Here is a 23,389-nt window from a genome sequence, read left to right as displayed (position 1 = left end):
TAAATATCAATTCAATTTTGTATAATGAATTGATATACAATTTGTTGTAATGTGATTTGTCGATTGCCGACTGACGAAAGTCCTTAAAAAACTTTCTTTCAAACAAAAGTCTGTAATTTTGCAGACAGTACCGAAAATTATTGACAGGTAATTTGTGTTCATAAGGAATGAAGAGAAATAATATGCATAAACGTGCGAATGCCGAAACTCCCTCACTAGCGTTAACAGAAGAATATAAGTTACATACCTTAGCTAACGGAATTCGCATAGCGCACAAACAAGTTCCTTACACGCAGATTGCGCATGTCGGGATTATGCTTGATATCGGAAGTCGCGATGAACAGCCTCATCAGCAGGGTCTGGCTCATTTTTGGGAACATATGGCCTTCAAAGGCACAGAAAAACGTAGTTCATACCATATCATCAATCGTCTTGAAAACGTAGGCGGAGAATTAAACGCGTATACAACAAAAGAAAAGATTTGTTTTCATGCATCTGTTCTGGATGATCATTTTGACAAAGCAGTTGATTTACTGGCGGATATTGCCTTCCATTCTATTTTTCCGGACAAGCAGATTGAACGTGAAAGAAATGTGATTATCGAGGAAATGTCGATGTATAACGATTCTCCGGAAGACGCCATTCAGGATGATTTTGACCAGCTGGTTTTTGCAGATCATGCGTTGGGGAACAATATTCTGGGAACACCGGATACCGTTAATTCCTTTGGAAGAGAAGAGCTTTTTCAGTTTATCAATGAAAATCTTGATACCGAACAAATTGTAATTTCCTCGGTTAGCCGTTTGTCTTTTTCCAAAGTGGTTAAGGTTGCTGAGAAATATTTAGGAGATATTTCATTCAAAAAAACGACAAGAATTCGTCAGGCTCCCGGAAATTATTCACCTATTATTCAGGAAAAAGAACGTTCGATCACACAAGCGCAATGCGCCATGGGACAACCGGCCTATGCGCTTGGAGACGACAGACGTCTGCCGTTTTTCATGCTTGTGAATTTACTCGGCGGACCGGGAATGAATTCCCGTTTCAACTTATCGCTGCGCGAAAAATATGGTTTCGTTTATTCCATTGAAGCAAATTATACACCTTATCTGGACACCGGATTTTTGGGTGTTTTCTTTGGTACGGAACAAAAACAATTGGCGCGCAGTATTTCGTTGATCAATAAAGAATTTAAAAGGATTCGCGAAATCCCATTGTCAACCGTTCAATTACATCAGACAAAAGTGCAGCTGATGGGACAATTGGCGATGTCGGAGGAAAGCAATATGAGTTTTATGCTGATGATGGCGAAAAGTTTGCTGGATACCGGCCGGGTTGACACTTTGCCGGAGATTTTCTCGGAAATTCAGGAAATCACTTCGGAACAATTGCAGACGATCGCTCAGGATATGTTCAATCCTGAGAATTTTAGTTATCTGACTTTTATTCCTGAGTAATTCAGGATTGTAGATATTGTTATTGAAAACAGTTATCAGCGAAAGTTGGTAACTGTTTTTTTATGTCGATTTGTCATTTTATGAATAGCTCAAAGAAATCCTGATAGCCTGTTTCTATTCGTAAGGCGTAATATTAATGTCAGATTTCATGTAACCGGGCGATACAGATTATCGTTTCGCCTGGTTTATTATTTCAATTAAATTGCTTTTCAAATGTTGTTTTCAAACCTGCAATATTCCCTTTCCAGAATTTTCTTTGCTTTATTATTAACGATATCTTTTTTGACGTCCAAGGCTCAGTTGGCTACTAATCCATACATTCCTGCCGAATTACCTGATAGAATTATTTTAAACACAACGCAAGATCCTTCTACTTCCATGGCCGTCAACTGGCGGACACGGGAATCGGTTACTGAAAGTTTTGCTGAAATTGCTGTTGCAAGTGCTGATCCGCGTTTTGTTGATAAAGTAAAACGAATTAAGGCTAAGTCAGAAAAAGTAATTTTTAATGATACGCCAACTGCAATTTACCATTCTGTTGTTTTTGATAATTTATCACCCAATACAAAATACGCTTACCGGGTTGGACAAGGAGAAAATTGGAGTGAGTGGATTCATTTCAACACAGCCGGAAAAGTGGGAGAGAAGTTTTCTTTTCTTTATTATGGTGATGTTCAGGTTAATATCCGCTCCATGTGGTCGCGCGTGGCGCGTGAGGCTTATGGAAAAGCGCCTGATGCAAAACTTGCGATTTATGCGGGAGATTTGATCAATAAAGCGAACCGTGATGTAGAATGGGGCGACTGGTTTCAGGCTGGCGGATTTATTCACAGTATGATTCCGGGTTTTCCAACGCCTGGAAATCACGATCATTATGAAGGGCCGGATGGAAAACCGCTGACTTCTGTCTTCTGGCGGCCTCAGTTTACATTACCGGAAAATGGTCCGGCAGACCTGGAAGAAACCTGTTATTACGCGGATATTCAGGGGACAAGATTCATTTCATTAAACTCAGACAGAGCCGAAGAATCAGACGAATACCTGGAAAAGCAGCGGATTTGGATAGAGAAAATTCTAAGCAATAATCCTAACAAATGGACGGTCATAACTTTTCACCACCCGATTTTTTCACCAAAATCAACACGCGATAATAAACGTATGCGGGAAACTTTTAAGCCGATTTTTGACAAATATAAAGTAGATCTCGTTTTACAGGGTCACGACCATACGTACGCGAGAGGAATGGCAAAAATTCCAACGGCGCAAAAAGGCGCTGTTTCAGCAACGATGTATGTAGTATCAGTAAGCGGTCCCAAAATGACGGATTCCAATGTAGAAAAACGTGACTGGATGGATCGATCGGCACTTTATACACAGTTTTATCATGTGGTTACGATTGATCACGATAAGCTAAGTTTTGAAACATTAACCGCTACCGGAGAATTATATGATGCCTTTGATTTGATCAAACAAAAAGGTAAAATTAACAAGCTGATTGACCGAATACCTCAGAACGTTCCGGAAAGAAGATAATCCAGTTTACAAATTCAAAAAACTGCTGTAATGAAAAGATATATTTTCCTGCTTTTGGCAGGTCTCGCCTTAGTTGGCTGGAATGTGCGGGATAAAACTGTGGATAAAAAAAAGAAGGAAACACAAGAATTTCCTTCGGAAATCGTAGATTTTAAACCTTACGATGGCAATCCGGTTTTCAAGGCAACCGGTGATACCGCAACCTGGGATGAACAAATCCGGGAAAGAGGTTTTATTTTGAAAGAGGATAAAACCTACTACATGTGGTATTGCGGTTATACCAAAAAAACGGGCAAAGAAATAAAATATCTTGGGCTGGCAACTTCTCCGGATGGTTTGAAATGGACACGTTTTCCAAACAATCCTATTCATAAAAAAACCTGGGTGGAAGATATGTTTGTGTTGAAATCTGCCGGGACTTATTACATGTTCGCCGAAAGTAAAGATGATATTGCAAGGCTGCTCACCTCAAAAGATAAAATTAACTGGGACGATAAGGGCGCGCTGGATATTCGTCTGAAAAATGGGAATCCGATTTCAAAAGGACCATTTGGAACACCTGCTGTTTGGAAAGAAGGCGATACCTGGTATTTATTTTATGAAAGAAATGACTCTGATGTTTGGCTGGCGACTTCAAAAGATATGAAAGTATGGACAAATGTGCAGGATGAGCCGGTATTAAATTCCGGGCCGGAAACATATGACAAATTTGCCGTCGCTTTCAATCAGGTTATCAAATACAAAGGATTGTATTACGCCTATTACCACGCATCCGCTTTCAAAGACTGGCACGAATGGACGACAAATGTTGCCGTTTCAAAGGATCTGATCCACTGGAAAAAGTATGATAAAAATCCGATTTTGAAGGGAAATAAATCAAGCGGATTTACCGTGAATGACGGAAAGGAATTCCGGTTTTATACGATGCACCCGGAGGTGAATGTTTACTTTCACTAATTGATTTTTATCCGGTTGCTACAAATATTACGGTACGCTGTACCTGGCCTGTTGCCGTAATTTTGATATAGCTACAATTATTTCGGTGCTCTGCACCCTTTATAATCAAGATGCAGAACAACGAATAGTTAGAAATAATCAAGCAAGGTGCATAGCACCGCAATATTTGTAGCAAGAGAAAGTTTGTCCCTTTATCACACTAAGGTGCATAGCACCGCAATATTTGTAGCAAGGGAAAGTTGTCCCTTTATCACACTAAGGTGCATAGCACCGTAATATTTGTAGCAAGGGAAAGTTTGTCCCTTTATCACACTAAGGTGCATAGCACCGCAATATTTGTAGCAAAGGAAAGTGGTCCCTTTATCACACTAAGGTGCAGAGCACCGTAATATTTGTAGCAAGGGAAAGTTTGTCCCTTTATCACACTAAGGTGCAGAGCACCGCAATATTTGTAGCAAGGGGAAATGGTCCCTTTATCATACTAAGGTGCAGAGCACCGTAATATTATCGACAAATAATCTATTACTTATTTTTCTTCAATATCGAAACCACCTGATCAAAATCTTTGGCCAGAAACAATTTATATAAATCTTCAATTTCTGACCAGCTTTCAAACTGAGCTTCGATCTCTTCTTCTTCACTGTCGTTGAAGATGCCCAGAACTGTCATATTCTTACGACTTTCCAAAACGACTTCGTTATCGCCAACAAATATTCCAACCCAGAAGCGACCGTTTTCGTCATCCATTTCAAGGGTTTCTTCGATAACATCATGGATATCTTCCATGTCTACGTCATCAATGGAATCGCCCCAGGCGGTTTGCAAATAAATTTCAGGTATTGACATTGTTTTTTATAGTAAATGAAAAGAGATTGGGTTAAGATATTCGTCTTTCCCAATCTCTTTTGTTGTAAAATATATTATAAACTAAGCGTTTTCTTCTGCCCGATAGTAAAGCGTCGATCCGTTTTCCGGTCTCAAAATATTCTTGGCAGCATCATGCAGATCTTCCGATTTCATATTTCTGATAATCTCGGCATCTTCATTTGCCCAATCCACATTGCCGGCATTTGCAGCAAAAGCAAGGTTCATGGCGCGGTTCAAAAGCTCTACTTCTGAAAATGCCAAGGTTGCTTCGGTCTGATTTTTAACTTTTGTTACTTCTTCGTCTGTTGCTCCGGAAGTCACCATTTCTTTTAGCAATTCTTTCACCGCTTCATCTGCTTCTTCCAAAGTCACGCCCGGATTCAGGTTTCCTTTGATCAAAAGTAATCCCGGATCAAGAGAGGATGTCGTACTTGCGCTGATACTGTTGAAAAGATTTTTGTCTTTCAATAGCGCACTGTACAAACGCGAAGATTTTCCTCTTCCTAAAATATCGCTCAATAAATCCGAAGCATAAAAATTGTCCTCATACCGTCCCGGCATATGGAAAACTTTGATTAAAGAATTCAGTGGAACAGCCGCCGAAGTTTCCATGTGACGTGCTTCATTCTGTTTCGGTTCCTTTTCCAGATTTCTTACATATGGAGCGCCGGCCGGAATTCCTTCAAACCATTTTTTAGAAAGTTGTTTAATCTGCTCCAATTTTACAGCTCCGGCTACAACCATCACCGCATTATTCGGACGATAAAAACGCCAGAAAAATGCCTGAACATCTTCCATCGTAGCACGTTCAATGTGGTCGATATCTTTTCCGATCGTTGCCCAGCGATACGGATGTTTCTGGTAGGCGAGTGGTCTTAATTTTAACCACATGTCACCGTAAGGCTGATTCAGATAACGCTGCTTAAATTCCTCAATCACCACTTTGCGCTGCACTTCCAGCACATTAGGATCAAAAGACAAACTCATCATCCGGTCCGATTCCAGCCAGAAAGCAGTTTCAACATTGTCGGCTGGCAGGGTAATATAATAATTGGTAATGTCCGGAGAGGTAAATGCGTTGTTTTCACCGCCAACCGTTTGTACCGGAATATCGTAATTTGGAATGTTTTTTGAACCTCCAAACATCAGATGCTCAAAAAGATGCGCAAATCCTGTGCGCTCTTCATCCTCATCCCGCGAGCCTACATTGTATAAAATATTGACCGCTGCCATAGGGGTCGAAAAGTCCTCGTGAACATATATTTTCAGACCATTGTCCAGCGTAAAGTGCTCGTATCGAATCATAAAATCAGGTCAATTAGTAGTAACGGCACGGTTCTTTCCAAAATAAAAAAATATGGAGAAACCCGTACGCAGGTTTTGTGGTTATGAACAAAGCTAATGCTCAGGTGGGATTCCACCAAACCATTTATACCGATATACCTGATAGTCATGAAATTTACTTTGCAGTTTTGTTTTTTGTGTATCTTATTTCTTATAGCTCCAAAGCAAACCAAGGCACAATTGCTCAATGATCCTGTCACTCTGAAACTTGTTCAAAAGGGCCTGGATCACATTTATAATTATGAATATGCCGAAGCAGATGCCATATTAAATCAAGTCGAAAAGAAATATCCGAATCATCCTGTTTCATACATTCTGGATTCCTTTGTGATGTATTGGAAGTATCTTCCTATTAAAGATAATCCAGCGAAATCGAAAGAATATATCAGTAAGTTAAACCAGTGTCTGGAAGCGATAACCAAAAGATATGGTAAAGACAGCAAAGATCCGGAAGCTGTTTTTTATACGATTGTGGCGAGAGGTTACATCGCTATGATGTACAATTACAATGGTGAATTAATGAGTGCAGCCGGCGAAGCTAAAAAAGCTTACAATGCCTTAATTACCGGATTAAAACTGACCGAAAGAAATCCTGAGTTTTACTTTACTTCCGGGATGTACAATTATTATGTTGAATACTACCCGGAAGATCACGGGATTGTAAAACCTTTAATGATTTTCTTCAAAAACGGAGACAAAACGTTGGGTTTGAAACAAATCGATATCGCTACCAGACAAGGCGTTATCACCAAAGCGGAAGCTTGTTTTTATCTGTCCCATATTTATCTGGAACACGAATCCAATTTCCCCAAAGCGCTTACTTACACCCAAAAACTAGCGAGCTGGTATCCTGAAAATCATATTTTCAATATGGTAAACACAGAAACGCTACTTTTAACCGGACATTATGACGAGGCGGGAAAGGGAATGGAAAAGTTAAAAGCCAATAACAAAGGATTTTATCCAATCGCCTACAATACTTTCCAGGGGATCATTTTTGAAAAAGATACAAAAAATGATACTGCCGCCCAAAAATCATATCTGACAGCCCTTCGTACGCCACATGACGATCAGTATACCCGCGAGTATTATGCTATGGCATACGCAGGTTTGGCGCGTATAGCGAACAGGGCGGGAGACAAGGGTAAAGCGAAAGAATATTATAAAAAGGCTTTGGAAAAAGCGGAATATAAATCGATCATTAAAGAGGCGAAAGCCTTTAAATAATGGTTAATTGTTAATTGTTAATGAAAAAAGGGTTGCCGGAATTTTCGGCAACCCTTTTTTCATTATTTGGGAAATTGTGATTTGTCTAATCCTGGAATGATTGTCAGGGCATTCTTATAATAAAGCTTTTTCAAAACTTCATCAGAAAGTCCCATGCCGTACATGCGCCAGAAAGCGTGGTATTTTTTATGGTAGGGGAAATATTCGTCTTCCGTTTCCAGTACTCTGAAATAGGTGCTGTATTCAGATGGAACCCAGCTGTCTTTTCCGAATAAAACTCTGTCCTGCCATTTGTCGAAGAATTTTTTTGCCGCTCTTGGCTGGCGTCCAAGTTCGGCAATGACAGCTCCGATTTCAACATACATATTTGGAAAAACAATCATCAGACTATCCAGTTTTTTAAGATTGTTTGGATACCAACCCATATGTGCGTTGATGAAAGTGGTTTTTGGATTATCTCTGAAAATCTTGTGTTGTTCAGCAATAAGGGAATCAAAAGGTACCGGATCATTTGGTCCGCGGCGGCGTCCCGGATGTGTTTTTAATTCCAGCCACCGTTCGTTATAACGGTCCATCGGATCCCAGAATGAGGGAACGTCTGCGGTATGGATTAAAACAGGAATTTTCAATTCCCCGCACTTTTTCCAAACCGGATCAAGACGCGGATCGCTTACGGCTACTCTGTTTCCTTTATCATCTTTGATGCCGCTGAATCCTAAGCTTTTATAAATTTTCAGACCTTTGGCGCCCATTTTAACATCGGCTTCCAATTGTTTTACTGCCTTTTCGGTCCAGTCTTTATCACCAAATCCTTTAAATTGAAGATTAGTAAAAATGGCGATCCGTTTCGGTTCGTTTTTGGCGACATTTTCAAGTGAACCTTTTAGCGTTGCTGTTCCTTCATCCCAATTATCACTCCATCCGCGTCCGCTCAAATTGACCATAATCCCCATATTCAGGCTGTCCATTTGAGCAACCAGAAATTTCAGATCCTGGGTTGGCATTTGATATTGATGATTGTGCACATCGATAAATGGAAATTTCGCGCGTCTGAGCTTGTGTTCTTCAACTTTTAGGGTTGAAACCGGATCGTATTCTTCAAAACCAAGTGGCTCGATAGCATTCTGGGCTTTTGCATTTTCTACAACCGCTCCAAAAGTAAAAGCAAAGGATAACGAGAAAAGTAAAGGTCTGATTAATTTCATAGGGATGGTTTTGAAAATTAGTCAAAAAGAAAAGTGATCACTTTTCAGGTTTGTAAATTAAGGCAACGCAATGTGCGGCAATTCCTTCTTCTCTTCCAACAAATCCTAAATGCTCGGATGTTGTGGCTTTGATGGAAATATCTTCTTCCGAAACGTTCATGACTTTGGAAAGACAGGTTTTCATTTCCGGAATATGTGGATTTAATTTTGGTCTTTGAAGAACGATGGTAACATCTACGTTTCCAACTTCAAATCCTTTTTCACGAATCATTTCCACTACTTTTGATAGCAAAACTTTGCTGTCGACGCCTTTCCACTGAGGATCGGTATCTGAAAAGTGGAAGCCAATGTTGCGCATATTAGCAGCGCCCAAAAGTGCATCACAAAGCACATGACAAACTACGTCCGCGTCAGAATGTCCTTTGGCACCGTGTGTATGAGGTATTAAAATGCCGCCAAGCCAAAACGGGCGGTCTTCAACTAATTGATGAACATCATAACCTTGTCCAATCCGAAAAGGAAACATGCGAAATTTGATTAATAAATAGTCGACGCAAGTTGGTGATTGAATTTGTTAAAGACAACCTCCGTCCGACGGTTTTTTTACCGTAGGACGGATAGAAAACAAATTTATGATCTAACGAAAATTTTCTTTTGCCGGGTAGATAAAAGAAAATCCCCGAAATCTGAAGATGACGGAGATTATAGATTCTGTTATTTTTGATAACTAGCGCCTCGGCGCAGCAATCTCAGTTCTGAGTTTTTGAATTTCTTCTTCCTGATTGGAGGCTTTAAAGTAATAGTAAAGTCCTGCAATCAAGAATATTTTTGATAGAATAAACACAGCCACAAAAGCCGGACGCCACCATTTGTGGACTTTTATATAAGTATCGTTAACTTCGATGTCAAGGTATTCATCTTTCTTTTTGGTATCGTCTTTAGGCAGGTCATAATAAGTATTATTCCCTTTTTTCTGAATATGTGTTTTGTTGGTCCGCAACTGGATAATATCTCTTATTTCAGCAGGAGGTGGAACCGCATTTTGAAGAAAATGACCTTGTATATTTTTTTCGAACCTTATAATATAATCAGAAACGTCAGAATGAGTTAATATCATCTGATTGACCTGGTGTTCCTCCGCTTCGGTAGTCATTCCCAATAAATAGGACTCCAGGATCCCGCTCTTTATAAATTCTTGAGTTTTCAATGTGTGTTACAATTATGCATTTGGAGATTTAAAAAATTCGTGAAATGCCTTAAGCACTTCCGGTTTAGAAATTTTTAATTTTTCAGCAACTTCATCAGGCGAAAAACCTTGACGAAAAGCCAGATCAAATATAAATTCCGGTGTACTTTCACTGGCCGAATAATTACTATCATTAAGTGGAGCAATTGCCATCATCTGTCTTTTAGCTTCTACTGCCTTAGCTCTGGCAAGTTTGATCACACAAACAGCAAAAGTAAAGGGATAACTATTACACGATTGCAGTAGTGGGGACGAAAATACATTGACCAGAATTTCCTGTGCCAAATGTGGTTGAGGGATGATCTGTAAAATAATCCCGTAAGCCATTGCACCGTATTGATCGTAGACTTCAAGTGTTGTCAGAGGACTGGATGTTCTGATTGCCGACTGGTTGCCAGAATTATCATTTGCACGTTCAAGTTCATTCATATAACGCTGACTTTTAACGGATAGAGATTTACGGGTAAGGTGAAAATTTTGGAGATGATTGTTACTAAAATTAAAATCTTATCCAGGTGAGAAATATTAGATTGCAGAAATATTATCGTTTTTTTTTGCAAAAATATCTGTGCTAAATTAAAAAGTTCTATCGATAAATCATCATAATGTATATCATTTTATAACTAATGTTTTATAAAGTGCTTTAATTGTCTATTTAATAAAGATTTTATTATTTTTCTGTACTATTTATTTTCTGTAAATAAGTGCCGGACAGTAACATATCAATATGGGGAATATGGGTATGGCATAAAAAGACGTTATCAATTAACTTTGCCGGATGAGAAAAAATAATGCAGTTATCTTCGACATGGACGGCGTAATCGTTCATACTAATCCATATCATTCCCGAGCTTTCCGGGAATTTTTTTCGAGCCGGAATCTAAACCCGTCTGATGAAGATTTCGCCCAGCATATGTTTGGAAAAAGCAATAGTTATATTCTTACGCACTTTTTGGAAAGAATCATTGAGGGGGAAGAGTTAAAGATGATGGAAGATGAAAAGGAAAGTCTGTTCCGGAAAATCTACGAGCCATTTATAGATCCTATTTCCGGCATACTTTCTTTTATTGACGACTTATATCAAAATGAAGTGAAACTGGGCGTCGCTACTTCTGCGCCTGTCGCGAATCTTGATCTGGTTTTTAGTAAAGTGCCTTTACGGGAGAAAATGGGATCGATTCTGGCCAGTGAAAATGTGAAAAAACATAAACCGGATCCGGAAGTTTATCTTACTTCTGCTAGAAATTTAGGTGTTTCTCCGGAAGATTGTGTCGTTTTTGAGGATTCATTTTCGGGTGTTTCTGCCGCACTGAATGCGGGTATGAAGGTAGTTGGTGTGCTTACTTCACATGCTATTGAAGAACTTCCGCCTTGTAATTTTTATATCAAGGATTATTCTGAAATGTCGTTTCAAAAGGTTTCGGAGTTATTTAAATAATTCGTTCGTGCCTCGGACGGGCGGCGGTTGGGGCGACCCTTGTGGTCGCCCTATTTCGAATTATCCGGAATCACGTATAATTCAAGATTCCGGATAATGGATCGATTGAATATCAGGTGATTTCCGGGCAACCACGAGGGTTGCCCCAACAGTTGCCCGAAACGGTTAATCTATATTTGAGCCGATTCCGCGACCCGCACGTCAAACGCACCCGTTAATACCTGGCCGTTTCTTTTTACCTGGAGAAATATTCTGTAACGTCCGCTTTTGGGAAATGAATACGGAAAGGAAATCCGGTTGCTGTGATCCATAGTATTCATCGCTCCTGTTTCATTTTGCTTATACATACCCATTTCAGTCATCAATAATTCTTCCCTTTCAATGGTTGGCATCGCTTTAAGTTTTGCCAGATAACGGTCAATGCTGTCACGGAAAATTGCCGGCGAGGGCCTTTGCATGATTTTTGTTGTATCGGTCAGACGGTTTTTTAAAGTTTGTTCCGCAGCCATTGCAAAAGTACCCGAAGGATGCAAATGAATATAAACTGAACCATCAGAACGAAGTACAGCCACGTGTCCCATCATACCCAGATAAGGTTCCGGAAAAGTTGGTGTTCCGTCAGGATTAAATATTTCAAAATTTAATAAATAAGGTTTTCCGGCTTCCAAAGGCTTATCCGGTTTTCCTTCCCAAATGGCATAAGAATTATCTTTGAATACCGTCTTGGTTCCCGGCTTTCCACAAATTACCACATTTTCATCCAGTGGGATTTTCCCTGGCGAATTAATTGCATCCGTTACCACATAAGTATCTTCTTCGGCTGTTTTCTTAATTTCAGCTCCTTTTGCAAGGTGTTCCGGAATTTCCAAAGTATCCACAATGGTTTCAGCAAAACCTGAATATTGAACAACGTCCGCATACATAAGATATTTTCCGGCTGGCAAATTTGGCAAATAGGCCTGAAATGTTACGCTGTCTTTTCGTTCGGGGTGAATATGAGCAAAAGCATCCAAACCGGGAGTTCGTACAAGAAAAACGTGCATGAGTTTTCCATGATCCGGAATTAATGTACTTAACATAGTACCGCGTTTCTTTTCTTCCCAGCCGGTCGTATCGATTTTTAGTTGAAAAATACGTTGTCCATCTTCACTGCTAACCGACGAATTTCCTTTTAATGCTTTATAAATATTTTTGTTATAATGTGCTGCCCAGCTATTCCACCAGCTGCTTCCGCCATACAAAATCAACGCACAGACAACGGTTGCAATGCCCATGTTCATCCATCTTTTTCTTTTTTGTTTGGATGATAACACTTCACCCGGACGTAGCAATCCATCACTCACACTTGCACCGATGGCAGTTATCATTAATAAAAAGAGAAGAATTCCAAGCAACGAAAGACCAAATCCCAGTCCTTTCGGCATTTCTCCCTGCGCAGTAGAAACGGCAGCAATAGGAACAATAAATTCTCCTTTTCCATCTTTGCCTGATATTTCAATCTGGACACTGGACGATCCGCTTTGCATAAGCCACACATCCCCCTGGAATTGCCCGGGTTGGCCCGGAACGGAATGAATTTCGTCAGCAGACGGAGCTCCCTGACTTCCAAAACGGTAGGTAATGGGTCGGGCGAGAACTTTCTGAGGATCTCCGTTTTCAATAAAAACAGTTATTCTGGCCGTTCCGGGAATGACTTCCGGAGGTGTTATATCAATTAAAACTTTGTATGGACCGGCTTGCCCTTGCAGAAGTACGCCTGAGCTTCCAATGTGCGCCCAAGAAATCTGAACGGAAATCAGGAGCAGAATTATTAAGTAAAGTAGTTTTTTCATCGTTGAATTTTATTCATCCAGTTTCCCCATTTCAAACCTATGCGGGTAGAGATCAGGCAACTGACCCAGGCTATTCCTAATCCTTTAATTAATTCAGGCGTGGTATCCAGCGCCCATGTTGGAAATTTATATCGAAATTCCCAATTCGGATTGCTGCCAAAATACCAGTAATGACTTCCGAAAAACCAGTTTCTTGCATATGGAGATTCGACCAGAAACGTTCCGGCATACCATTGGGCTGCAAAAAATGTAAGGAGAAAAGCGGTTCCCAGAATCAACGTCAAAATCCAGTCGTTCAGGTACGCAAATTTATTTCTTAAAATATCAGCGAAAAATGCCGGGACAATTAATAACAACGGAAACTTAAATCCCTGATAATGGTCAATGTGGTTAACGATCGGGCCAAGTTTTGGTTCTGCCGGAAAAAGAGGGATGATCCAAAGTGTTAGCAACATCAGTAAACTGTAAATTACCGTAACAGCCGTGATTGTCCATTTATTTTTAACTGCCTTTCCCAAAGCCATCAGGAAAAATGGAAATACGATACAGGCAACGACGTAGAAATCTGATTTGTGCGTATTCCTGATTCCCATTTCCTCGGAAAGTAAGGTATACCACATCGTCAACAGAAATCCGGCAGAAAGAGAAAAGAGCCAGAATAAAATCCTGTTTCTGGTTTTCTTCTTCTCAGGATTGTCATTTGAGAAAAGCTTATTATGGTTTTTTAACGAAATAACGCTGATCATTGCCCCAAACTGCACACTAATAATTCCCAAGGCTAAAATCGTATGCGGTGGAGAAAGAATGGTAATATCAAGTCCGTAAGTATTATGCCACCAGTCGTCAAAAGGAGCGGAAGTAAGCATAGCCAATGCGCCCCAAACACAAAACAGTTCACCAAGGGAGCTGTAAAAAAAGCCCCAGACTTTTACGCTTTTACTTTTTTCGAGTGGGTTTCCCCAGAATGTAATTCTCAATATTTCATAACCTGAAAATATTCCCGAAACGACTGCACCAAGATAAATAATCAAATGCGGTGGAGAAAAAAGTCCGTCGCGCCCGATACTCATGTGCCAGCAGATATCCCAGATTAATCCGGTGATGACACAAAAGGAAGAAAATACAGTTGCAAAGATGTAAAATGGAATTCCCTGATTGCCATGAAGTGCTATGATTCGCCTGGGCGGAGTGGGCGGTGGACTTAATGTGTTTTCCATTTTCTATTTAAATGATTGGGGGTAATTTATTAATAAGCCATTGATACAAAATTCCTTATCCATTCCTTTTGGGAATAAAAAGATACAGAATAAATATTGTTACTCAAAAGAAGATAAGTCAGGCTAGTTTAAAATGGGCGCATGGCTTTTACAAACCTGCCTTTGAAGTAAGTCGAAAAAAGATTATCCTCACGAACACCTCGCGAAGTGGAAGCATGAATAAAGAAAATTTCCTGCTGGTTGCGCACATCCGTTACAATGCCTGCATGAGAGACATAACCTTCTTTGCCGGCTTCCGGCACAAAAAATACCCAGTCACCCGGACGGATTTCCTGAATACTTGCTACTTCGGTTCCAAATTCTGATTGCTGCCAGGAAATTCTGGGTACTTTGATACCAACTTCGGAATAAACGGAACATATTAATCCTGAACAATCAATGCCATTTTTATCGTTACCACCTGAACGATAAGGAGTTCCGGAATACGTTCTGGCAACTTCTACCACTTGTGGGATTTCACGGTTGTAATTTCCTGATGGACTGGTACTTGAATAAGCTGGTTTTTCTTTTGGTGCAGTTGGGCGGCTATTGACAGGTTTTCTTGCAGGAGCGCTGGCCGGTCTTCGGCTATTAGCTGTTGTATTCGTCCTGCGGGGCTGCGCTACCGGGGCCGGATTTTTGCGAAGCGTGTCGCATGAAGATAGTATAATGGTAAAAACGAAAAGGCAAATCGTAGTGAATAAAGAAAAGGAAATCTGCTTCTTCATATCTAATTTTTGTTGATTAATTTCATTTCAATCTTACCATAACACCTACAAATAACGATACTTCTGCTAAAAATTGTTGAATCAAAATTTGAAAAAAGAAGGAAAGGATTCGTTAATACATTGAACTTCAAATTTCAAACATATTTTTCAGATTGAAAAAATGAAGGAAATATTATGTGGGAGCCTGCTTTGTCAGTAGTTTTGTCTTAATCAGAATCGATTTTCTGATCTTACTATCCTTTAAATCTCAAATCTTTTTTAATGAAAATTATTTGTGTAGGCCGTAATTATACGGAACATATCGAAGAATTGAAAAATGAACGCCCGGATGCGCCTGTTATTTTCCTTAAACCTGAAACTGCCCAGATCCGTGCCGGAGAACCATTTTTCTACCCGGATTTTTCAAAAGATATTCATCACGAAGTTGAACTGGTTATCAAAATAAATCGTGTTGGCAAAAATATAGAAGAACGATTTGCGCATAAATATTATGATGAAATCGGTATAGGAATTGATTTTACAGCACGCGATCTGCAATCTGAATTGAAAAGCAAAGGTCTGCCATGGGAGTTGGCGAAGGCATTTAACGGATCCGCACCGGTTTCGGAATTCTTGCCGGTCTCTGATTTTGAAGATATTCAGAACATCAATTTTAGTCTGGATGTAAACGGAGAAACCCGTCAGTCTGGTAATTCGTCGATGATGTTATTCCGCATTAACTACCTGATTTCTTTTGTTTCAAAATATTTTATGTTGAAAAAAGGTGATTTGATATTTACCGGAACGCCAAAAGGCGTTTCATCTGTACAAATCGGGGATAAGTTGACGTGTTCAATTGAAGGTAAAAAACTTTTAGAATTGTCGGTGAGGTAGAGGGGAGAAGTGTATTTATCAGTTTCAATTCATGTTTTATAATCCATTGGCTATCAGACGTACGATTTTCATTTTTTTTCTTTTTTTGTTTTCTGCTCTCTCCGGTTTTGCTCAGAAACAGTCGTATCCGCAAGGTTATTATCAGTTTCCGATCAGGCCAGGACTGGCTAATTCTTTGGCTGGCGGATTAGGTGATCTTCGGTCAAACCATTTTCACGCCGGTCTGGATATTCGCACGCAGCAGGTGGTAGGTTTGCCTGTTCATGCAGCTGCGGAAGGATATGTTTATAAAGTTGCTGTGCAGAGAAGTGGTTATGGAAATGTTATTTATTTGCGCCATCCAAACGGTCAAACGACGGTTTATGGACATTTGCTGAAATTCAGTGATTCGCTTGCCAATTATGTTCGTGCAGAACAATACAAAAAACAGACTTTTGAAATTGACCTTTTTCCGGAAGCAGGTAAATATGCTTTTAGAAAAGGCGAAGTAATAGCACTTTCGGGTAATACCGGAGGATCTGCTGGCCCGCATTTGCATTTTGAAATCCGGGATTCTCAGGACAATTATTTGAATCCTTTGTATTTCGGTTTTAATGAAATTAAAGATGTAACGCCACCGAAATTTGTCAATGTTGCTATTCGTCCAACAGATATTAATGCGCGAATAAACGGAAAGTTTGAAAGACAGACTTATGCGCCGGTTCGCCAGAAAGATGGAACATATAATATTCCTGCAACGATTACAGCAACAGGAACAGTCGGCCTGGAATTGCTGGCTCACGATATGATGACGGGAACAGGTTTTCGCTACGGTTTGCAGTGTATTGAAATAAAAATGGACGATCAGGAAGTTTTCGCCTATAACATGGAAATTTTCCCGAACGCCGCAACGCGGGATTATAACAATCTGATTGATTACGAAACGGAACAGGAAACGGGGCAGCGTTTTTTGAAATGTTACGTGCCGGACGGTAATAAGTTTGACTTATATAAAACCGGAGCTTACCGCGGAAAGCTATTTATAAATGATACGCTGACACATCAGGTCAAAATCAAAATTTTTGATTCTTACGAAAATTCATCGGTTCTGACTTTTTCAATAAAAGGAGAAACGCCAAATCCGCCGCTTCCGGTTTATGATATGGAAGTGAAACCGGAATGGATTCAATGTGAAATTTCTGATAATACTTTAAAAGTAAGAGCGAAATATTATCGTAGCTCGATGCCTCTGGCAACTTTTTATGTCTATGGAAAAGAGGTGAAAAAGGCTCCTGATTTATACGAAAATGAAACAGCAGTTTTCCTTACTGATTTAAAGGGATATATTCCAGATTCGGTTAAAATTGGCAATACGATTGCACGTACTTATTTGAGATCGAAGATCAGTCCCGGTAAATTAACAACTTATCAGGCAGACCGCTGGTCGCTTCAATTTGATACAAATACTTTGTTTGACACTTTGTATGTTGTTGGTCAGCAAAATTATAATTCACTGACCATTAATGATAAAGGGATTCCGCTGCGTGATTATGTGACGATTTCTTTCAAACCGGAAGAAGTCCCGGTTAATAAAGAAAGAAGTGGCATTTACCGGTATACGGGTTATGGATATCGCTTTATAGGAGGAACGTGGAAGGATAATGAAATTACTTTCAAGACCAGAGAACTGGGCACTTTTGTTATTCAAAAAGATACGATTCCGCCGAGAGTCAGGCTGGTTGAGCATAGCAAAAAACGGATTCGCGCCTACATCAGTGACGGGATTTCCGGGATTGACACTTTTAAAGCTTACGTCAGTGGAGAATGGGTTTTAATGAACTATGATGCCAAAACAGGGTATATATGGTCGGAAAAAATCGATGAAAGCCAACTTTTTGAAGGCGATCTGATGTTAGAAGTTAAAGATGGGGCCGGAAATAGTACTATCTTGCAAACTGATTTAGTTGAACCTGTTACCACACCCAAAAAACGAAAACGAAAATAGATTATGGGACTTCAGATTGGTGAGGCAGCACCGGAAATTTCAGCAAAAGACCAGAACGGAAATGATGTAAAACTTTCCGATTTCAAAGGCAAAAAAGTAATACTTTATTTTTACCCAAAAGATGATACGCCAGGATGTACCGCTCAGGCTTGTAATTTGCGGGACAATTATGAATCTCTTTTGATAAAAGGATTTGTAGTTTTAGGAGTGAGCGTCGATAACGAAAAATCGCATCAAAAATTTATCAAAAAATACGATCTTCCTTTCCCGTTACTAGCCGATACAGATCATGCGATAGTTGAAGCTTATGGTGTTTGGGTAGAAAAAAGCATGTATGGCAAAACTTATATGGGGACAGCGCGTACAACTTTCGTCATTGATGAAAATGGTATTGTTTCCGAAATAATCCAGAAAGTGGATACCAAAAACCATACTGATCAAATTTTGAGTAAAACTGAGTAATTAAAAGTCAATTACTGATCTATATAAATCCGAAATTCGCAGTTCATTTATATTTATAATAAATGAGGCGAAAGTTTAATTCAGCTGTTTTACGCTCCAATAAAATAATAAAATCGAGAAATGGAAATTGAACAATTAGAAAAAGTAGCAGCCCAAGTTCGCAGGGATATCGTTCGCATGGTGCATGGTTGCCAGTCGGGACACCCTGGAGGATCACTTGGCTGTACTGATTTATTAGTTGCGTTGTATTTTGAACGCATGAAATTGAATGAGAAAGACGGCAAAGTCGTTTTTGACATGGATGGCGCAGGAGAAGATCTTTTCTTCCTTTCCAATGGTCATATTTCTCCTCTGTTATACAGCGTCTTAGCCCGTAAAGGTTATTTCCCTGTTTCTGAATTGGCTACATTCCGTAAACTAAATTCAAGACTTCAAGGCCACCCGACTCCACACGAACATTTGGAAGGAATCCGCATTGCTTCAGGTTCATTAGGACAAGGAATGTCTGTGGCAATTGGTGCCGCTTTGGCTAAGAAACTGAATAATGATACAAGCCTTGTATACGTCCTGATGGGCGATGGCGAGCAGCAGGAAGGACAAGTTTGGGAAGCAGCAACTTTTGCTCCTCACCACAAAGTGGATAACCTGATTGCTGTTATCGATTTAAACGGTCAGCAAATTGACGGTCCAACTGCGAAAGTTATGGACAACCGCGATCTTGGTGCTAAATACGCAGCATTCGGTTGGGAGGTAATGGAAGTGGAAGAAGGAAACGATATGGCTTCTGTTGTAAAAGCACTTTACGAAGCAAAAAGCAAAGCCGGACATGCAAAACCAATTATGATCATTCTTCATACCGGAATGGGTTATGGTGTTGATTTCATGATGGGAAGCCACAAATGGCACGGTGTTGCACCAAACGACGAACAATTGGCGGCAGCATTGGCGCAGTTGGAAGAGTCGATGGGGGATTATTAAGATCAGATTCTGAAAGATGACAAGCATAGATCAACTAGACTTTTCGCGGCAATATACCTATGCAGACTATCTGCAATGGAAATTCCAGGAGCGTCTGGAACTGATCAGAGGGTACATTTACAAAATGTCGCCCGCTCCTGCTCGTCGTCATCAGGATATTTCACGAAATCTTGGGAGACAAATAGATAAATACCTGCTTGATCTTCCCTGCCAGTGGTATACCGCACCGTTTGACGTACGTTTACCTCGTCGTAACAAAAACGGAGATGATGAAATAATGACTGTGGTGCAACCCGATATTTGTATTGTTTGTGATCCCTTAAAACTGGATGATCGCGGCTGTATCGGAGCACCGGATGTTATTATTGAGATATTGTCTCCGGGAAATACGAAAAAGGAAATGTTTGACAAGTTTCAGGTGTACGAAGAAGCAGGTGTAAGAGAGTACTGGCTAGTTGAACCCGCTGATAAAATTGTGTTAGTTTACACATTGAATGAGCAGGGAAAATATATCGGCAAGCGGCCTTTTACAGAAGGAGAAAAGATGACTTCTTTTGTGTTTCCAGAATTAGTAGTGGATCTTACTAGTGTTTTTGTTGATTGAAAATAAAAGTTATCACGATAAAGTGAAAATAAAGAAGCTCCATATCAAGAATTTCAAATCCCTGGTCGATCTCGAAATCGTCGAGCCAAATCCGTTTACGGTTTTTGTCGGCGCGAATGGAGTTGGGAAGTCGAATATTTTTGAGGCTTTGGAGTTTGCGAAAGCAAATATTTCATATACAGATTTATCTACAAAAATTGACCCTTCCAGATTGAATAACCCAGTGTCTATAAATATTCCAACGGATCTGATTGGTATTATTGAAAGACAATTTGGTGGTCGAGACAGTTTTTTGAATTTTTCTTCAATAGAAAAAGAGTTTGTATATGAGTGCAATTATGATTCAGTTGGCTCTTCGCTAAACTTAGATTACACCAAAGTGCCGACTGATTACTTTGTCAATTTACCGATTCATCCCAATAATTGGGATGTTTCAATTTATCAAAAGTTCTACAACAATTTTTCCCGACTTTTTATAGGCAGAGACGAGTTAAATAAACTGGAAGCGCTAAAATTAGCTGATAGCTCCAAAGCTCTAATCACAAGCTGTAGAAATCTTGAAAGAGTTTTGGGTAGACTTTTATTAGATGATATTAAAAAAGAGGAAATTTTAGATTGGTTAAAATTATTCGTTCCAGAGTTTGTAAATATTGAAGTGCGTTCAGATGACGTAAAGGGAACGGACGAACTTCGTATTTATGAAAAGGGTTCAAACAAGCCTTTTCATAAAAAACTAATTTCAGATGGTACATATAATATACTTTGTCTTCTAACAGCAGTTTTTCAGTCAGATGAACCTCAATTCTTATGCATTGATGAGCCTGAAAATGGATTAAATCCCTTTGTTATAAAGGAACTTGTAAACCTTTTTAGAACAGCATGCTTGGAAAAGAAACATTATATTTGGGTCAATACACATTCTCAATCTCTTGTTGAAATGTTGACACCTGATGAAATTGTTTTAGTAGATAAAAAAAATGGGAATACGGAAATTACACAGATTCAAAAAATGAACCTTCATGGTTTGCCAATGGACGAAGCTTGGATATCTGGTGCTCTTGGAGGAGGAGTTCCATGGTAAGACTAGGAATTTTGTGTGAAGGAGAAAGTGAGACTTATATTTTAAAGTCTGATTTGTTCCAAAACTGGTTATATGAAAATAATATTGATTTAGTTGAGATTAGAATTGTTAAGAGCAAAAATCAATATTGGGAAGATAGACTTGAATCTCATATTTTGATTCTTCAAGATCTGAATGTTGAACAAATCTTGATTATGGTCGATTTGGATGAGGATGCTTGTATTACCGAAACTAAGAATAAAATAGTAGTCGGAGGAAATCAGCATATTGTAGTTTCTGTTAAAGAATTTGAAAATTGGTATCTTGCTGATAATGTTGCAGTGAGTAAGCTAATAGGGAGAAATGTTAACATTGATTATCCTGAAAATGATGATGCAGTAGGTACAATCATACAACTAAATAATGGTAGAGGTTTCGGTGGTAGTAAACCACGGCTAGCTATGAAAATGAGAAATAATGGTTTCTCTATCCAAAACGCAGCCAACCATCCAAACTGTCCAAGTGCCACTTATTTCCTGAGTAAATTAGAACAAATAGCAAAAAAATAATTTTAGACATTACATCGATACAAATAATGAAAAAATACACCTTCACCGAAAAAAAAGATACCCGTTCGGGCTTTGGCGCCGGGATGCATGAACTTGGTCAGAAGAATCCTAACGTAGTCGCACTTTGTGCTGACCTTGTTGGTTCTTTGAAACTGGAAGCTTTCATCAAAGAAAATCCTGAAAGATTTGTTCAGTGTGGTATCTCTGAGGCCAACATGATCAGCGTTTCAGCTGGTTTGACCATCGGTGGTAAAATTCCTTTTGCAACTACTTTTGCCAACTTCGCTACAGGTCGTGTTTATGACCAGATCCGTCAAAGCGTTGCTTATTCTGGCAAAAACGTAAAAATATGTGCTTCTCACGCTGGTCTTACTTTGGGAGAAGATGGTGCAACACACCAGATCCTTGAAGATATCGGGATGATGAAAATGCTTCCGGGTATGACCGTAATCAATCCTTGCGATTACAACCAGACAAAAGCGGCTACGATCGCCATTGCTGATTACGACGGACCGGTTTATCTTCGTTTCGGTCGTCCGGTTATTCCAATTTTCACACCTGCTGACCAGGTTTTTGAAATCGGAAAAGCATGGATGGTTAGCGAAGGAACGGATGTAAGTATCTTCGCAACAGGCCATATGGTTTGGGAAGCGATCCAGGCTGGTGAACAACTGGAAGCAGAAGGTATCAGTGCTGAAATTATCAATATCCATACAATCAAACCACTTGATGAAGAAGCAATTCTGAAATCAATTGCAAAAACCCGTTGTGCCGTTACTGCCGAAGAGCATAACCGAATCGGTGGATTGGGTGATAGTGTTGCGCAGGTTATTGTCAAAAACGATCTTGTTCCTCAGGAATATGTTGCTGTTGATGACAGTTTCGGAGAAAGTGGAACACCTGCTCAATTGATGGAAAAATACGGTTTGACCGCTGCTGACATCGTTGCTGCTGCAAAACGTGCCATCGCTAAGAAAAAATAATAAGTTGTCGTTGGTAAATTAAAGTAACCATTGGAACTGGAGTGCCTTTGAGTCTTGTATATAAGTAAGATAACTTTCTTCTTATGTACAAGACTCGAATTTTATTTGCCCTGAACCAAAAAATAAACTATTATTGATTCTTAGTGAAGATTCAATAACCACCATTGTATTTTGAAAAGGTAAAAATCGTTTAAGATTTAGCCCTTTTATCAAACAATCAGACTAGGACTGAGTATTAAATGTCTGACGAAGAATTATTAGCATTATTTCAGAATCCCGAAACGCGGAGAAACGCGTTCAATCAACTGGTGCGAAAGTATCAGCAAAAGGTGTATTGGCTGGTGCGTAAAATGGTAGTGGATCACGACGATTCGAATGATATCACTCAGGATGTTTTTATAAAGGCATGGACGGCGCTGGAAAATTTCAGAGGAGATTCCAAACTTTATACCTGGTTATACCGCATCGCAAGTAATGAAGCCATTAACTTTTTGAACAAAAAACGCAAGCGGTTTTTTGTTTCAATTTATGATGTTGAAAGTGAATTGAGTGAAAAACTTGAAGCAGATCCTTTGGTAAGCGGAGATGCAATTCAATTAAAATTACAAAAAGCTTTATTAAAATTACCTGAAAAGCAGCGACTGGTATTTAACCTTAAATACTTTGAAGAGTTGCCCTATGACGAGATTTCAGAGATAACAGGGACATCGGTTGGTGCTTTAAAAGCATCCTATCATTGGGCCGTAAAAAAAATAGAAGACTTTTTAAACGAAACAGATTAAACCA

23 protein-coding genes are annotated in these 23,389 nt (G+C 39.5%); 14 read left to right on the top strand and 9 right to left on the bottom strand.

Going from position 1 to position 23,389, the window contains the following annotated elements; genetic code table 11:
- The first annotated feature begins 167 nt into the window (after window positions 1–167).
- The 3 genes from FDK13_RS13215 to FDK13_RS13205 all read left to right on the top strand — a co-directional run bounded on the left by FDK13_RS13215 (window position 168) and on the right by FDK13_RS13205 (window position 3,947).
- On the top strand, window positions 168–1,457 hold the full coding sequence (locus tag FDK13_RS13215) for a M16 family metallopeptidase (RefSeq protein WP_137340458.1): 1,290 nt from the start codon (window positions 168–170) through the stop codon (window positions 1,455–1,457).
- A 213-nt stretch (window positions 1,458–1,670) separates the two neighbouring features.
- Window positions 1,671–2,990: a purple acid phosphatase family protein gene (locus FDK13_RS13210; protein WP_137340457.1), complete on the top strand. Its 1,320-nt coding sequence runs from the start codon at window positions 1,671–1,673 to the stop codon at window positions 2,988–2,990.
- 30 nt (window positions 2,991–3,020) lie between these two features.
- Window positions 3,021–3,947, top strand: a complete 927-nt coding sequence (locus FDK13_RS13205) for a glycoside hydrolase family protein (RefSeq protein WP_137340456.1) — start codon at window positions 3,021–3,023, stop codon at window positions 3,945–3,947.
- A 522-nt stretch (window positions 3,948–4,469) separates the two neighbouring features.
- On the opposite strand, the gene FDK13_RS13200 is transcribed toward FDK13_RS13205, so the two are convergent.
- Window positions 4,470–4,793: a hypothetical protein gene (locus tag FDK13_RS13200; protein ID WP_137340455.1), complete on the bottom strand. Its 324-nt coding sequence runs from the start codon at window positions 4,791–4,793 to the stop codon at window positions 4,470–4,472.
- Window positions 4,794–4,874: 81 nt separating this feature from the next.
- On the bottom strand, window positions 4,875–6,119 hold the full coding sequence (locus FDK13_RS13195) for a M16 family metallopeptidase (protein ID WP_137340454.1): 1,245 nt from the start codon (window positions 6,117–6,119) through the stop codon (window positions 4,875–4,877).
- Window positions 6,120–6,266: 147 nt separating this feature from the next.
- Between FDK13_RS13195 and FDK13_RS13190 the strand changes: the two genes are divergently transcribed.
- Window positions 6,267–7,385, top strand: coding sequence for a tetratricopeptide repeat protein (locus FDK13_RS13190; protein WP_137340453.1), 1,119 nt, complete (start codon window positions 6,267–6,269; stop codon window positions 7,383–7,385).
- A 62-nt stretch (window positions 7,386–7,447) separates the two neighbouring features.
- On the opposite strand, the gene FDK13_RS13185 is transcribed toward FDK13_RS13190, so the two are convergent.
- The 4 genes from FDK13_RS13185 to FDK13_RS13170 form a co-directional block, all read right to left on the bottom strand.
- Window positions 7,448–8,590 carry an amidohydrolase family protein gene (locus FDK13_RS13185; protein ID WP_137340452.1) on the bottom strand — a complete coding sequence of 381 codons (1,143 nt, stop codon included), beginning with the start codon at window positions 8,588–8,590 and terminating at the stop codon, window positions 7,448–7,450.
- A 37-nt stretch (window positions 8,591–8,627) separates the two neighbouring features.
- Window positions 8,628–9,116, bottom strand: a complete 489-nt coding sequence (gene ispF / locus FDK13_RS13180) for a 2-C-methyl-D-erythritol 2,4-cyclodiphosphate synthase (protein WP_137340451.1) — start codon at window positions 9,114–9,116, stop codon at window positions 8,628–8,630.
- 201 nt (window positions 9,117–9,317) lie between these two features.
- Window positions 9,318–9,797, bottom strand: coding sequence for a hypothetical protein (locus FDK13_RS13175; RefSeq protein WP_137340450.1), 480 nt, complete (start codon window positions 9,795–9,797; stop codon window positions 9,318–9,320).
- A 12-nt stretch (window positions 9,798–9,809) separates the two neighbouring features.
- Window positions 9,810–10,265 carry a hypothetical protein gene (locus FDK13_RS13170; RefSeq protein ID WP_137340449.1) on the bottom strand — a complete coding sequence of 152 codons (456 nt, stop codon included), beginning with the start codon at window positions 10,263–10,265 and terminating at the stop codon, window positions 9,810–9,812.
- 349 nt (window positions 10,266–10,614) lie between these two features.
- Between FDK13_RS13170 and FDK13_RS13165 the strand changes: the two genes are divergently transcribed.
- On the top strand, window positions 10,615–11,274 hold the full coding sequence (locus tag FDK13_RS13165) for an HAD family hydrolase (protein WP_137340448.1): 660 nt from the start codon (window positions 10,615–10,617) through the stop codon (window positions 11,272–11,274).
- A 170-nt stretch (window positions 11,275–11,444) separates the two neighbouring features.
- Here FDK13_RS13165 and FDK13_RS13160 read toward each other — a convergent pair whose 3' ends face one another.
- The 3 genes from FDK13_RS13160 to FDK13_RS13150 all read right to left on the bottom strand — a co-directional run bounded on the left by FDK13_RS13160 (window position 11,445) and on the right by FDK13_RS13150 (window position 15,090).
- The gene (locus FDK13_RS13160) at window positions 11,445–13,106 is read right to left on the bottom strand and encodes a DUF8832 domain-containing protein (RefSeq protein WP_137340447.1); all 1,662 of its coding nucleotides are present in this window, start codon (window positions 13,104–13,106) and stop codon (window positions 11,445–11,447) included.
- The gene (locus FDK13_RS13155; RefSeq protein ID WP_137340446.1) at window positions 13,103–14,323 is read right to left on the bottom strand and encodes a hypothetical protein; all 1,221 of its coding nucleotides are present in this window, start codon (window positions 14,321–14,323) and stop codon (window positions 13,103–13,105) included. The genes FDK13_RS13160 and FDK13_RS13155 overlap by 4 nt, the downstream gene beginning before the upstream one ends.
- 128 nt (window positions 14,324–14,451) lie before the next feature.
- Window positions 14,452–15,090, bottom strand: coding sequence for a C40 family peptidase (locus FDK13_RS13150; protein ID WP_137340445.1), 639 nt, complete (start codon window positions 15,088–15,090; stop codon window positions 14,452–14,454).
- Between the two features lie 261 nt (window positions 15,091–15,351).
- Between FDK13_RS13150 and FDK13_RS13145 the strand changes: the two genes are divergently transcribed.
- The 9 genes from FDK13_RS13145 (at window position 15,352) to FDK13_RS13105 (ending at window position 23,385) form a co-directional block, all read left to right on the top strand.
- Window positions 15,352–15,963 (top strand): fumarylacetoacetate hydrolase family protein, encoded by a 612-nt coding sequence (locus FDK13_RS13145; protein WP_137340444.1) that lies wholly within the window; start codon window positions 15,352–15,354, stop codon window positions 15,961–15,963.
- 31 nt (window positions 15,964–15,994) lie between these two features.
- On the top strand, window positions 15,995–17,947 hold the full coding sequence (locus FDK13_RS13140) for a M23 family metallopeptidase (protein ID WP_137340443.1): 1,953 nt from the start codon (window positions 15,995–15,997) through the stop codon (window positions 17,945–17,947).
- Between the two features lie 3 nt (window positions 17,948–17,950).
- Window positions 17,951–18,409 carry a thioredoxin-dependent thiol peroxidase gene (gene bcp, locus FDK13_RS13135; protein WP_137340442.1) on the top strand — a complete coding sequence of 153 codons (459 nt, stop codon included), beginning with the start codon at window positions 17,951–17,953 and terminating at the stop codon, window positions 18,407–18,409.
- Between the two features lie 120 nt (window positions 18,410–18,529).
- Window positions 18,530–19,387, top strand: a complete 858-nt coding sequence (locus tag FDK13_RS13130) for a transketolase (RefSeq protein ID WP_137340441.1) — start codon at window positions 18,530–18,532, stop codon at window positions 19,385–19,387.
- Window positions 19,388–19,403: 16 nt separating this feature from the next.
- Complete coding sequence (locus FDK13_RS13125; RefSeq protein ID WP_137340440.1) at window positions 19,404–19,991, top strand: Uma2 family endonuclease; 588 nt, start codon at window positions 19,404–19,406, stop codon at window positions 19,989–19,991.
- Window positions 19,984–21,072 (top strand): AAA family ATPase, encoded by a 1,089-nt coding sequence (locus FDK13_RS13120; protein WP_229216031.1) that lies wholly within the window; start codon window positions 19,984–19,986, stop codon window positions 21,070–21,072. Before FDK13_RS13125 ends, FDK13_RS13120 begins: the two co-directional genes overlap by 8 nt.
- Window positions 21,066–21,620, top strand: coding sequence for a hypothetical protein (locus FDK13_RS13115; RefSeq protein WP_137340439.1), 555 nt, complete (start codon window positions 21,066–21,068; stop codon window positions 21,618–21,620). Before FDK13_RS13120 ends, FDK13_RS13115 begins: the two co-directional genes overlap by 7 nt.
- Before the next feature lie 26 nt (window positions 21,621–21,646).
- The gene (locus FDK13_RS13110; protein WP_137340438.1) at window positions 21,647–22,603 is read left to right on the top strand and encodes a transketolase family protein; all 957 of its coding nucleotides are present in this window, start codon (window positions 21,647–21,649) and stop codon (window positions 22,601–22,603) included.
- A 239-nt stretch (window positions 22,604–22,842) separates the two neighbouring features.
- Complete coding sequence (locus tag FDK13_RS13105) at window positions 22,843–23,385, top strand: RNA polymerase sigma factor (RefSeq protein WP_137340437.1); 543 nt, start codon at window positions 22,843–22,845, stop codon at window positions 23,383–23,385.
- Window positions 23,386–23,389 lie beyond the last annotated feature (4 nt).

The sequence above is a fragment of the Dyadobacter frigoris genome, from assembly GCF_005280585.1.
In the GTDB taxonomy this organism is placed as follows: domain Bacteria; phylum Bacteroidota; class Bacteroidia; order Cytophagales; family Spirosomataceae; genus Dyadobacter; species Dyadobacter frigoris.
This window is presented reverse-complemented; position numbering and strand designations above follow the sequence as displayed.